This is a genomic window from Roseibium sp., from assembly GCF_965233565.1.
GTDB lineage: Bacteria > Pseudomonadota > Alphaproteobacteria > Rhizobiales > Stappiaceae > Roseibium.
Genome location: NZ_OZ247494.1, coordinates 4,951,831 through 4,964,236 on the forward strand (window position 1 = coordinate 4,951,831; position 12,406 = coordinate 4,964,236).

Sequence of the window (12,406 nt, forward strand, 5' to 3'; positions counted from 1 at the left end):
ATGTTTCAGAGGCGGCGGTTTCCCGCCGTCTCTGACGACCCGTCAATGTTTCGCGAAGGCTGCCAGGCGGAGCAATGACAGATATTCCGCCCGATACCCGTGCGGGTCGTTTCCCAGGTTTGCCGCAGCAAGCTTTTCGGCGTCCCCGACGCTCCAGTCCCCCAGATAGTCCGTGCCTTGCAGAAGCTGGCCGAAGCCCGCCACGGAGGCCGCGAAAAGAGCTTCGCCCTCCGGGATGCCGGCGGTGTCGCCGGTGACCGGCGTGGTGATCAGGTGGCTCTTGGTTTCGCCCGGCAGCTTGTAGCGCAGTTTCACAAAAGCCAGTTCGTCCGCGAACTCGCCCACCGCCGCCGGCAAGGCTTCTGGTGTCGTGGAGCCGTAGCGAAGATCATCCAGACGAACCGCAGGCGAGCCGACGGGCGTGATCTCATAGAGCGCGGTCACCGTATGGCCGGCCCCGATATCGCCGGCATCCACCTTGTCATTGTTGAAGTCTTCCCGTTTGAGCGCGCGGGTCTCGTAGCCGATCAGCCTGTATTCGGCGACCGTGGCCGGATTGAACTCGACCTGAATTTTCACGTCCTGCGCGATCGTCACGATCGAACTCACCACCTGGTCGACCAGGACCTTGCGGGCTTCCACCAGCGTGTCGATATAGGCGGCGGCACCGTTGCCATTCTGGGCAAGTGTCTGCATCAGCGTGTCGTTGTAGTTGCCGCGGCCAAACCCGAGCACGGACAGGGAAATCCCTTTTTTGCGCTGGTCGGAGATGTAGCGTTTCAGATCGTCGGGACCCGACAGGCCGACATTGAAGTCACCATCGGTGGCCAGGATTACCCTCGCGTCGCCGCCATTTTCGTTCATTTCTTCTGCAATGGCATAGGCGCCTTGCAGTCCCGCATGACCGGCGGTGCTGCCTCCGGAACGAAGGGAATTCAGGGCCCGTACGATGGTTTTCCTGTCATCGACACGGGTCGGTTCCAGAAGCAGTCCTGCCTCGCCGGCATAGGTGACGATGGCGACGCGGTCCTCCGGCCGCAGGCTCGACAGCAGCAAACGGAAGGCCTGCTGCAGCAGTGGCAGCTTGTTGGCGGCCGACATTGATCCGGACGTGTCGATCAGGAACACCAGGTTCTGCGGCGGCAGCTGGTCAAGCGGCACGGAATAACCCTGCAGGCCGATCTGCAGCAGCCTGGTATTCGCGTTCCAAGGCGTTTCAATCACGGAGACGCTGGTGGAGAACGGTACCTCTGTGTCCCCGGGCACCGGGTAGGCATAGTCAAAATAGTTGATCAGCTCCTCCGGCCGTACCGCTTGAGAGCGGGGCATGCGGCCGTGGGTCAGTTCCGAGCGGACAAAGGCGTAAGACGCGGTATCGACATCGACCGAGAAAGTCGAGACCGGCGCATCGGTGACTTTCCTGACCGGGTTGCCTTCGGCCTCGGGAAAGCGTTCCCGGTCGGGAAGACGCTGTGGGGCCACGACGGCTGTTCTTACTCGGTTGGGTTCCGGTCGCCTGGCTTCGTGTGCGACATCGGGTGAGGAGGGAGCCGCATGTAGTGGGGCGATATCGCCAGATCCTGCCGCAACGTCTTGTTCAGCGTAAAGGCTGTCCCCGGTCCGCGGAACCAGGCCCTGTGAGTTGGGTGGAAACCTTGTTCCGCCAGACAGTCGGAAGACCTCGGTCTCTTTGGTGTCCGGGACAGGAACAGGCTCGGGCGTGGGCAAGTGAGCCGGTGCCTCCTTCGGCGGTTGACGAGAGGCTGTACTCACCGTCGTCTCCGGCCCCTGTCGGTGTTCAGACAGGCCGACGTTCTCTTCGCTATATAGATTGTAGGTGTCCGTTCGGTTGATCAACAAAATGGCAAAGACCGCAATCAGGACGAGACTGAAAAGGGCGAGGGAAATGAGTGTTCTGGAACGCTTGTTGGTCACGATGTGCTCCTGCAGCAGGCAGAAAAACCGGGACGGGCAGGCAAAAAGACCTTGAAACCCGCAGCAATCACATAAGAAGAGGCGACAAAACGGCCGGTTTTGAGGGCAAACTTCGCGGGAAAACGGGCTTCATTCCGGCACAATTGTGGCGCGTGCCGGAAGGGTGTTGCGTCCGGAAGTGAAAACGTTGCTCAGCTTTCGTCAGCGATCGTCCGAACCCGCGCCGCGCTGGCATCGAGACCCTCGGCAATGAGGCGGGGCAGATCCAGTTCTTGCATCTTGATCAGCCCTGCGGCCGTGGTGCCGGCATAATCCACCATCTCCGAGACACGATCGGCTGGGGTGATCGTATCTTCGGACATGATCCGGCCTGAAGCCAGAAACAGCTGTTTGACGGCGCGGAGGGCAGTCTTGGCTTCAACACCGTTGGCCGTTGCATATTGCACCATGGCATCGGCAAAAAACGCTGCAAAGCCCGGAACCGGTCCGGTCAGCGCCGTGAATATCTCGATCTGGTTTTCGTCTGCGACCCTGTCCGAAAGGCCGCAGGCCGACAACAAGGTGGCCACGGTTTCCTGGTCGGTTGGGGCAAGGTCTCTGCTGGCACACCAGGGCGAATAGGCCAGCCGCTCTCTTGCCGCCGGGCTCGACATGGCACGCACCACCCGGGCCGATCCACACAGGTTGCTCAGCTGTTGCAGGGATACGCCCGCCATGACGGAGAGGACCAGCTTGTCTGCAGCTGCGATGCGGGCGCTGCTCGACAGGGCAGGGGGAACGGACAGGACAATCACATCACACGCATCGGCCAGCGCCTGATTGTTGTGTGTGAAAGTAATCTGCGGCCAGGGCTCGAAACCGGCTGGAGCGCCGGACCGGTTCGAAATCCAGAGCTGTTCCGGCGGCACACTCCCGCTTTCAAGCAGCGCGGTTGCTATCGCGCTGCCAAGCTGACCTGTGCCACCGATGATGCCGACCGTTTGCGTAAGGGTCATGACAAAACTCCGGAATGCGCGTCCAAATTCATCGGAACGTAGACGTCCGGATCCATTTCACCCGTAATTCGCCTTCGTTCAAGGACAGTTTATTGCACCGGAGACGGGTCATCGAAGTCGCCCCCTTGATCATCGCCCGGCGCCGGACCGGTTCGGAGGCTCCATTCCACGATTTCAGGTTCCAGGTCTTCAAGGCCCGGCAGTGGATCAGCCGGCCTGTTCTCCCAGTCGTTTCTAGGCAGCTCGGCAAGCCATTCGGACTGCCACTTGCCGATCTTCTTTTCCCTTGCCTGACTGGCGAGTTCAAAAAACTCCTCAGGCGCGTCTTCCGTCGGGTCCGCCCAGCCATAGCGGACCATCCGCTTGCTGAGGTCGAAACTGCCGCGGTTGCAGGTCGCCAGAATCTGCTGCGGACCGGTGTCCTCGATCTTTTCGCAAGTGACCTTGAACTGACGGATCAGGCCCCGCAGGAAAGTGCGCGCCCGTGCCCCGCAGGGCCATTTGCCGCCCAGGCGCGAGATGCAGGTTTCTTCCAGGTCGAGCGGCGCAATATGGGCGAGCGTTACCGTCAGGCGGTCCGACTTTATGTGACCGCCGCTCAGCACCTGCACGCGCACAAGTTCAAGCGGACCGTCGGGAATGGGCTCGATCGGCGGGTCCTTGAGCTCGAGATAGCGCTTTGAAGGCTCAATGCGCTTCAGATTGCCGTCCACTCTTGGCGCCGATACCCCGTCCGGGGAAACGTCCCGAATGGTTTCCGGGAGAGGGGCAGAAGCTGTTGTGTTTGACTGAGTGCCTTGTCTCTCGGGCGTTGCGGACGGGTCTGCGGCCGAGACAGAAGGCGGCGGCTGGACGTCTGTCGCATGGGCGACAGGCCTTGTTTCCGGTTCCACTTCCGGCGGATCGGCAAGCAACAGCCAGCCGAGCAGACCCCCACTGGCGGTCAGCACAAGGACGGGCACCAAAAGTGGCCGAAGGTTCATTCCGCATCAACTCGCTGTCACTGGCTTGCCCAGATGATACGGGCTCTCCACTCGATTGCCGAGAGTTGAAATTGCATGGATTTGGAATTGTCCCCGATTGTCACGAGATTCAGCGATGCCGGCGTTTCGTTTTCCAGGAAACAGAGCTGGACGGGCTCCTGAAAGGGTTTCACAACCAGGCGGTCACCCAGGCGCATCGGCGTTTCACGAGACACCATGATCGTGTCGCCAGGTCTGTAATGGGGCAGAAACCGGTCGTCTGAGACACGCAGCGCAAACGCACCGGACGTGGCCGCGGGAACCTGAAACGTTGTCCATCCGCTTCCGGCCGGTCGACCATGGGCGTCGAAGCTCTGGGTGCCGGTCAGATCCGACAGGCTGAGAAGGGGCACCAGGAACGGGCGCTCCGGAGTGTTCAACGTGGATGAGCCAACGCGGGCCGCGAACGTATCGAGCGCTTCACCGGTCGCTTCAAGCACCTTGGCAAGGGATTCCGTTGATGGCCAGCGTGGCCGACCATCACCCGCAAATCGCTTGGACCGGTTGAATGCGGTCGGATCCAGACCCGCGCGTCGCGCAAGGCCTGATGGCGACAGCCCGTTTTGAGCCGCGAGCGCGTCGATTGCTGCCCAGACTTTGTCATGCGAAAGCAAGGTTCGTATTCCCTGTTTGCGATCGAGTACGTCAACTCACCCTACGTGCATATGGTTTTTCCGGGCGAAAACACCAAACAGAATGGTTCATCACCTTTGCGTGGCTTGTTCAGATCAGTACTCCTGAGTAGTGTCCGACCGCGTCGGCAGTCTGGCCGGCAGCACCAGGGCAGGCAGATGACACTGATATTCAAGATTGTTCCAGAAACGCTTTGGCAGGAGGCCCTCGACCGGAAGGTCTTCCAGGGCGCCCCCGTTGATCTGGCGGATGGGTTCATCCATTTTTCCGATCCGGATCAGGTGAAGGAAACCGCCGCGAAACACTTTGCCGGACAGCAAGACCTGCTGCTGGTGGCCTTCGAGGCCGACGGGTTTGGCGATGAGCTGAAGTGGGAGCCTTCGCGCGGCGGCGCCTTGTTTCCCCATCTCTACGCAACGTTTGATCCTGCCGCGGCCCTCTGGGTCAAGGACCTGCCGCTTGCCGAAGACGGCACGCATGTCTTTCCGGAGCTCAGCCGATGACAGCGCCTTTTCTGGAAGCCGCTGCTCTGAAGGGACTGCATCTGCTGGATGCCGAAACTGCGCACCGCATGACGGTTTTGGCGCTGAAGACAGGCCTGGTGCCGGCACGGCACGCAAAACCGGATCCTCGGTTGTCGCAGACCTTCTGGGACCTGACTTTTCCCAATCCGCTCGGTATGGCCGCCGGGTTCGACAAGAACGGCGAAGTGCCGGACGCGTTGCTCAGGCTGGGGTTCGGGTCAACGGAAATCGGTTCTGTGACGCCACGGCCGCAGGCGGGAAATCCGCGCCCGCGCGTGTTCCGCCTGCCTGCCGATGAAGGGGTCATCAACCGTTACGGGTTCAACAACGAGGGACATGCGGCCGTGCGCCGCCGGCTCGACGCGCGCAAACGTCTGTCGGGCATTGTCGGTGTGAATGTAGGAGCCAACAAGGACGCGGATGACCGCATCGCGGATTATGTCGCCGGCATCACCGGGTTCGCCGATATTGCCTCCTATTTCACGGTCAATATTTCCTCCCCCAACACGCCCGGCCTGCGTGACCTGCAGGCGCGCTCCGCCCTTGCGGACCTTCTGACCGGCGTGATCTCGGCGCGTGACGCGTGCACCCACAGTCTGGGCCGCCGCGTTCCGGTTCTGCTCAAGATCGCGCCGGACGTCGCCGAAGAAGATCTGAAGGACATTATCGAAGAGGTGCAGCTCAAGAATGTCGACGGCCTGGTCGTTTCCAACACCACGATCACGCGTGATGGCTTGAGCGGTGCCAGCCCGGCGGACGAAGCCGGAGGCCTGTCCGGTCGGCCGCTCTTCCGAAGATCCACCATTGTTCTGGCGAAGGCACGCAAGCTGGCGGGCCAGGATCTGCCGATCATCGGTGTAGGGGGTATCGACAGCGCGGAAACTGCCTGGGTGAAAATCACGGCAGGCGCAGATCTGCTGCAGCTCTATTCCGCTCTGGTCTTCAAGGGAACGGGACTGGTGGACGAGATCCTTTCCGGCCTGTCGGCCAGGCTCGATCAACACGGTTTCTCGACCCTGCGCGAGGCGCGCGACGCCAACGTGGACGCCTGGGCGTCCGAGACAGCCTAGTTTGTGGGCTTAGCAAGGTATAGCGTGTGACGAAGGGGCAAGACCCCTGGAGCCGCCTGCCGCACATGAGGAAACTCGAGCATGATCACGCCGGACTACGTTGCAGAAATGGCGGCCTATTCACGCTGGCAGAACGACACGATCTATCGGATTTGCGATGAGATCGGTCACGAGGAGCGGCTGCGTGATCGAGGCCTGTTCTTTGGATCGATCCATCACACGCTCGATCATATCTGCCTCGTCAATCGCTCGATCCTGACATTTCTTGATGGCGTCATGCCGGAACGCGCATCGCCCAGGCAGATTGTCTGGTCTGACTGGGAGGACTTGAAACGCATTCGGGTGATGCAGGACGACATCTTGTCAGCGGGTGGACGTGAGTGGACCGAGGCGTGGCTGGCCGAAAAGATCGTCATGAAGAGCCCTCGGTTCGACGACCCGCCGACCTTTGCCCGCTGGGTGATGGTGGTGCAGATCTTCAATCACCAGACACACCACCGCAGTCAGGTCACCAGCGCCCTGCACACGATGGGCTTGGACTATGGCAACACGGACATTCCGTGGCGCCCGGACGCCGGGTACTTCGCGGGCTAGAGCATTCTCCCGACCGATGCGAGCGACGCCCTGGTCTCTCCGGCACAGGCGTTGCCGGAATGAGTTGAGCGTTTTGCAACTATTTGCGCCGAAACACCGCGCGAAATTGTCAAACAGCCGGCGCCAGGGACCCGTTAAGTTCGGGGTTCACCGAAGGTCTCCGCCGCGCGCCTCCGGCAGGCGGCGAGCAGCGATACACCACGAATTCCGAAAAACAGCAGGAAGGCGAGCCAGAGTCCGTGATTGCCCAAGTATGGGAAGAGGGCGTAGTAGGCCGCCAGGTAAAGAGCCAGGGACAGCAACATCATGTTGCGCATGGTCGCCGACCATGTCGCACCGATGAAGACCCCGTCCATCTGGAAGGCGAGCACACCAAGAAGCGGTGTCAGGATGGCCCAGACAAGGTAGTTCGATGCCGTCTCGCGAACTTCTGGCGCAGTGGTCATGAAATCGATCAGATAGGGGCCCAGAACCCAGAACAGCACCGCCAACATGGCGGCCAGCGAAAAACTCCAGAGCGCGGTGAGTCTCAGGGTCCTGTCGAAAGCAGGACGATGGCGTGCGCCGACGGCGCGGCCGGCCAGCTGTTCGGCGGCCGTGGCGAGCCCGTCCAGGAAGAAGGCCGCCACCATGATGAATTTCTCAAGAAGCGCGTTGGCCGCAAGCACCGTGTCCCCCTGGTCGGCCGAGCGGGCCATGAAGAAGGCAAACGCATAGAGCAGGGTGAACGAGCGGATCATGATGTCTCGGTTCACCGCCATCATGCGCATCAAAAGGCGCCTGTCGAAAATGACCGAGGCAGCGGGCCAGCGGCCATGTCGCGTGCTGGCGAATACCAGAGCAAGGCCGGCTATCGTCGCCGAGATCTCGCTCAGAACCGTTGCGAAAGCGACGCCTTCGACGCTCCAGCCGAAGCCGATCACGAACCAGAGGCTTAGCACGATGTTGAGGCCGTTCAGGAACAGCTGCAGAACCAGGCCGGTGCCGGCGCGTCCCAGGCCAATGAACCAGCCTAGAATGGCGTAATTGGCCAGAAGGAACGGAGCGCTGTAGATCCTCACGTCGAAGTAGCGAGTCGTCGCGGATTGCACATCATCGCTACCGCCCAGAAACCAGAGCCCCAGCTCCAGCAAAGGCACTTGAAGCAGAACCACAAGGCCGCCGCCGATTGCCGCCAGGATCATGGCCCTCAGCAGCGTCGCGCGGATTTCTTCCTCGTTTTTGGCCCCGAAAGCCTGGGCGGTCAGGCCGGTCGTGCCGGAACGCAGGAAATTGAAGGTGGTGAAGACGAGGTCGAATATGATGCCGCCAATCGCGATGCCGCCCAGAAGGGCCGCGTCCCCCATTCGGCCGATCACCGTCATGTCGACCACACCCAGAAGCGGGGTCGACAGGTAAGCCAGCGTCATCGGGACGGCGATTGCAAGCACCGAGCGATGGGTAACGGCAAAGGCGAGCTGGGAGGGATCAGGTGCGGTGCGGGACATGGAACACTCAAGACAACGACGAGGCCCTTCTTGTCCGGCCTTGGTTGTTTCGTCAATCCTTGCCTGAACATACCGGTCATTCGGATCCGGGAAGGGAGCTCCATTGTGACAGAAGAGGCCTTTAAGACAGGGCCAGCTGGCTTATATTGCGGGCAATGACGCTCCCCATCGTGCACCATCCCGCCTATTGCGCTGACCTTCCGGCAAATCACCGGTTTCCCATGGACAAGTTTCGCGCCGTGGCCGATCTGGTCCAGCGCGAAGGACTGCTCGAGGGGAAGGCTTTCTACCGACCGAGGCCAGCGCCCTTCGAATGGGTCGCCCTGGCCCACGATCCTCATTATGTGGATCAGGTCTTCACCTCGCAGGTAGCTGATAAGGTCGCAAGGGAAATCGGCTTTCCCATGCGCGAGGACATTGCCCTGCGTGCCCGCTGCGCCACAGGCGGCTCGGTACTGACCGGTTATCTGGCGCTTGAACACGGCGTCGCCTGCAACACGGCCGGCGGCAGTCATCACGCCAGACGAGCCCACGGCGCCGGCTTCTGTGTGTTCAACGACGTGGCGGTGGCCATCAAGGTTCTGCAGGCCGATGGAGCGATCCGCAAGGCCCTGGTGATTGATCTTGATGTCCATCAGGGGGACGGTACGGCGGATATCTTCCAGGGCGATCCGGACGTCTTCACTTTCTCCATGCATTCACAAAAGAACTATCCGGTGCGCAAGGTTCCCTCGCATCTGGATATCGGGCTCGCCGATGCCACGGGAGACGCGGACTATCTTGCAACGCTTGCTGACGTGCTGCCGCAGTTGATCGCACGCGACACATGGGATCTGGCGTTTTTTAACGCCGGTGTTGATCCTTACATTGAGGATCGCCTCGGGCGATTGGCCCTGTCGCGGGACGGTTTGCGCCAGCGCGACCTTTATGTGATCCGGACACTTCGCGACGCCGGTATTCCCGTCGCGGGCGTGCTGGGCGGCGGCTATTCAGACGATATAGACGAATTGGCCGACCGGCATGTGATCTTGCACAGGAGCGCCAGACTGGTTCTCGGTCAAAAGGAAGCGCCAGTGGTCTGATCGGACTCAGATCACGATGTTGGTCGACTGAAATGAAATCGAGCCGGCTGTCGAGACCTGCGTTGCAATCAGCATGGACGACACGGGGGAGCCGGCGAGATCGACGTCCCGTAGTGCGTCGACACCATCTTCAAGGTTGTTCCGAATGTTCTTGAGGTCTTTTCGAGCGTCCTTGTCGTCGTCTGCCAGCCGCTCAAGCGCATCAGCCAGTTGCTCCAGACTGGAAGCGATCTTGCCGAGATCTTCCTTGTCCTGCTTCAATCGCTCGCGCCGCGTGGTGGAATAAGTCTCTTCGCTTTCGAGTTGCGATTGCGTGTAGGAGGATATGGCTGCGCTGAGCTCCACCTGCCAACCGGGTTGTTTCTCGTCTTCGTTGGCAGAAGCGCTTTCCTCTGTGGATGGGTCTGCAGTGCGATTTGGTGCGGAAACCGGCTCTGTCCTTCGAGGCTCCTGATCTGTGCCTGAAGCGGTTGAGCCGGTGCCGGTCACCGATGACGGAGTGGAGGAAACGGACGTGGTTGATTGCAGATTGCCGGAAGAAGCTGCAGATGCCAGCCCCTCGGCTGAACTGCCCAACTCCTTGGAAACGGACTTGAACTCCCGAGACAGCTGTTTCAGCTCCTTGAGCATGCGCTTGGCCTGCTCGGGGGTTGCAAATCGCAACAGTTCCTTGAGCTGCTCGATGCGTTTTGCCATGAGCTCAATTTTCTGCTTGCGCATCGCATCCTGGCTGTCCTGTGCGGCGCGCTCCAGACCGTTGCCGAGTTCGACAGACTCCTTGAACGTGTCAAACAGCGACTTGGCCTTGTCCTCGGCATCTTCCGCGCCTGACTTGGCAATGGCCTGGACCAGGGTACCCGCCGCGGACAATCTGGCGGAGGATTTGGCCGAACTGGTGCCAAATTGCACATTCCCCAAATGCCTTGCGGCCTGGGCGAGATTGCCGTTGATGCTCATGAGATGTCTTTCAGGACCGAGACAGGTCCCGTCACTCTCGCCGAAACATGGTTAATGGAGTGTTAATTTTCCATCCCAGGTTGCTGTTCTGCCAGCCTGTCGGGAATCTCGGTTTTATTCCCTGGGCTTGCCCATTGCCAGCAGGCGGGACAGGAGCCAGATCGGCACAACGACCATGGCGCCGATCACCAGGTAGTTGCCCAGCCGGCCGATGGCATGGAAACCCATGTCCCAGAGCCGTTCGACAAAGGTTACGACCATGTCGATGAGGTCGAGCGGGTCGAGGTTCAGCGCCGACAGGATTATCCCGACCACAAAGGACAGAAAGACAAGCCTTAACAGGACCTGCGCGGGAGATCCTCCCAAGAAACGGCTCAGGCCTGTATCGGACATGTCGGGCTCCTGAAAATCGAGTGCTGGTCGCAATGAGAGTTAGGAAGTCTGACAAGAAATTGCAATGTGGCTTGCAAAGAGCGTGGCGCCCTGCCGCCCGAACCCTGGTCAAATATATCGATTAAATACATGTGGTGTCGTAAATCGCTAAATCCTGTTCGTGTTCCGCCAAAGACAAGACGGCTTTGCTGACGTATGCAAGTGAACAGGAAGTTGCAACCGGGCGTTAGCAAAGCACCCACTCTTGTTCGCGCCGGGTCTTCCTCAACCTGAAATGAAAGACTGTCGCCAGGCCAGTGCGGAAGGTGGTCTGACACCAAAAGACAAGCACATTTCAGGTCGCGCCTGCGGAATGTGTTCCGGATTGCACCTCACCGTTCCTGCATCCGGAAACGAGCGGCGCCGGGTAGATCAGTCGGAGGGAGTTTCGACGAGGTCTGCTCGCCACAGACGTTACTGGCACGGCGGTGGCATAGCCCGAAGCCATCACCGTGCCAAAATTCTCCCGGTTTTTCGTGGACCCCACTGAAGCGGTTACTCTGCAGCCTCTGAGTCGCCTCGCGGCGTTTTGGGCGAGGGCATGCGACGGGTGTTTCTGAGAGCCGACCGTTCGCGCACTTTTTTCGGCGGGACGCCGAACCAGGTTTTTACCGCGCGCGAGAACGTGCTCAGTTCCGAAAATCCCAGAAGATAGGCAATTTCCTTCATGGGCAGCTCGGTTCCCCGCAGATATCTTTCGGCGGCCGACCGGCGGATCTCCTCGCTAAGCTTGCGAAAACTGGTGCCTTCCTTCTCCAGAAGGCGTTGCACGGCGCGTTGCGACATGCCGAGTTTGGCGGCAACCTGTGGAAGCGAGTTCGCACCATTCGACAGGTTCGAGGCGACCTCGTTGGCAATGCGCGACAGCGGTGCTTCCATCTGCCCGAACTGTTCAAGTTCGCCCATCGCGGATTTCAGGATGATGTCATAGAGATGCGCATCGTTGCGGCGCAAAGGACGGGCCAGCAGCGCGCTGGGGATCAGGATCCTGTTGTGGGGCGCCCCGAATTTCAGTCGGCCCTGATATTTCTTCTGAAAATTCGATGTGGAGGTGGGGGCAGAGGTCGCCAGTTCGATCAGGATTGGCGGGGCCTTCATGTCCAGCGCGTGCTCAAGCTGCTGCGTTGCCCAGCCGATACGGCCAAACATGTTCTGGCGCCATTCTCCGCGACCCTCCAGGATCGGCCACTCCACATAACCGCCTGTGTCATCCTCTTCAAAAATCATGCGGTAGGCATTGGTCCGAATCGGCAGGAACTTGACCCAGGCCTGACACGCCTCTCTCAACGTCGGGGCGCAGGCGAACAGATAGTCGAATATGGAAAAACAGCCGATATCGACGGTGTTGAACAGGTCGAACATCACCGCGTCATCGCCAAGAACCTCTGCGATATGTTCAAAAACGGCGTGCCAGGCTGTGATCGAAACGGTGCCCTGCGGATCGTCCAGGCTCTCAAGGTCGAAATTATACCGTCTGGCCATATCAGGCCAATCCAGATTGGCATCTGAACAAATGTCGCGTAACACCCGGAACACATCCGAGCGCGCCCATTCGCCTTCAAGCGACATGCCTATCTCCAGCCGGCCCGTGCACAGTTCTTCAGCAGACTGTGCATGACCCGGCGCCGCGGATCAAGTTTTGTCGCATTTTGCTAACAATTATGTCGTTGGTATT

Annotated in this window: 12 protein-coding genes; 4 read left to right on the top strand and 8 right to left on the bottom strand. The window is 60.1% G+C overall.

What is annotated here, in order from left to right; all coding sequences use genetic code 11:
- Nucleotides 1-42: 42 nt before the first annotated feature.
- From ACO6TG_RS22650 to ACO6TG_RS22665, 4 genes are all read right to left on the bottom strand, one after another.
- On the bottom strand, nucleotides 43-1,935 hold the full coding sequence (locus tag ACO6TG_RS22650; protein ID WP_422375260.1) for a vWA domain-containing protein: 1,893 nt from the start codon (nucleotides 1,933-1,935) through the stop codon (nucleotides 43-45).
- A 191-nt stretch (nucleotides 1,936-2,126) separates the two neighbouring features.
- Entirely contained in the window at nucleotides 2,127-2,930 is an 804-nt protein-coding gene (locus tag ACO6TG_RS22655; RefSeq protein ID WP_422375261.1) for a pyrroline-5-carboxylate reductase family protein, read from the bottom strand.
- Nucleotides 2,931-3,019: 89 nt separating this feature from the next.
- Complete coding sequence (locus ACO6TG_RS22660; RefSeq protein WP_422375262.1) at nucleotides 3,020-3,913, bottom strand: thermonuclease family protein; 894 nt, start codon at nucleotides 3,911-3,913, stop codon at nucleotides 3,020-3,022.
- 17 nt (nucleotides 3,914-3,930) lie between these two features.
- Nucleotides 3,931-4,566, bottom strand: coding sequence for a helix-turn-helix transcriptional regulator (locus ACO6TG_RS22665; protein WP_422375263.1), 636 nt, complete (start codon nucleotides 4,564-4,566; stop codon nucleotides 3,931-3,933).
- Between the two features lie 177 nt (nucleotides 4,567-4,743).
- Here ACO6TG_RS22665 and ACO6TG_RS22670 point away from each other — a divergent pair, with 177 nt between their 5' ends.
- From ACO6TG_RS22670 to ACO6TG_RS22680, 3 genes are all read left to right on the top strand, one after another.
- The gene (locus tag ACO6TG_RS22670) at nucleotides 4,744-5,088 is read left to right on the top strand and encodes a DUF952 domain-containing protein (protein WP_422375264.1); all 345 of its coding nucleotides are present in this window, start codon (nucleotides 4,744-4,746) and stop codon (nucleotides 5,086-5,088) included.
- Nucleotides 5,085-6,179, top strand: a complete 1,095-nt coding sequence (locus tag ACO6TG_RS22675) for a quinone-dependent dihydroorotate dehydrogenase (protein ID WP_422375265.1) — start codon at nucleotides 5,085-5,087, stop codon at nucleotides 6,177-6,179. The genes ACO6TG_RS22670 and ACO6TG_RS22675 overlap by 4 nt, the downstream gene beginning before the upstream one ends.
- 81 nt (nucleotides 6,180-6,260) lie before the next feature.
- A complete protein-coding gene (locus tag ACO6TG_RS22680) occupies nucleotides 6,261-6,773 on the top strand; it encodes a DinB family protein (protein ID WP_422375266.1) in 513 nt (170 codons plus the stop codon).
- 134 nt (nucleotides 6,774-6,907) lie between these two features.
- Here the strand turns inward: ACO6TG_RS22680 and ACO6TG_RS22685 are convergent, their stop codons facing one another.
- The gene (locus ACO6TG_RS22685) at nucleotides 6,908-8,260 is read right to left on the bottom strand and encodes an MATE family efflux transporter (protein ID WP_422375267.1); all 1,353 of its coding nucleotides are present in this window, start codon (nucleotides 8,258-8,260) and stop codon (nucleotides 6,908-6,910) included.
- A 155-nt stretch (nucleotides 8,261-8,415) separates the two neighbouring features.
- Here ACO6TG_RS22685 and ACO6TG_RS22690 point away from each other — a divergent pair, with 155 nt between their 5' ends.
- Nucleotides 8,416-9,342 carry a histone deacetylase gene (locus ACO6TG_RS22690; protein ID WP_422375268.1) on the top strand — a complete coding sequence of 309 codons (927 nt, stop codon included), beginning with the start codon at nucleotides 8,416-8,418 and terminating at the stop codon, nucleotides 9,340-9,342.
- A 6-nt stretch (nucleotides 9,343-9,348) separates the two neighbouring features.
- Here ACO6TG_RS22690 and ACO6TG_RS22695 read toward each other — a convergent pair whose 3' ends face one another.
- From ACO6TG_RS22695 to ACO6TG_RS22705, 3 genes are all read right to left on the bottom strand, one after another.
- A complete protein-coding gene (locus ACO6TG_RS22695) occupies nucleotides 9,349-10,299 on the bottom strand; it encodes a hypothetical protein (RefSeq protein ID WP_422375269.1) in 951 nt (316 codons plus the stop codon).
- 114 nt (nucleotides 10,300-10,413) lie between these two features.
- Nucleotides 10,414-10,692 carry a DUF6460 domain-containing protein gene (locus tag ACO6TG_RS22700; RefSeq protein ID WP_422375270.1) on the bottom strand — a complete coding sequence of 93 codons (279 nt, stop codon included), beginning with the start codon at nucleotides 10,690-10,692 and terminating at the stop codon, nucleotides 10,414-10,416.
- 534 nt (nucleotides 10,693-11,226) lie between these two features.
- Nucleotides 11,227-12,300 carry an AraC family transcriptional regulator ligand-binding domain-containing protein gene (locus ACO6TG_RS22705; protein ID WP_422375271.1) on the bottom strand — a complete coding sequence of 358 codons (1,074 nt, stop codon included), beginning with the start codon at nucleotides 12,298-12,300 and terminating at the stop codon, nucleotides 11,227-11,229.
- Between the last annotated feature and the right edge of the window lie 106 nt (nucleotides 12,301-12,406).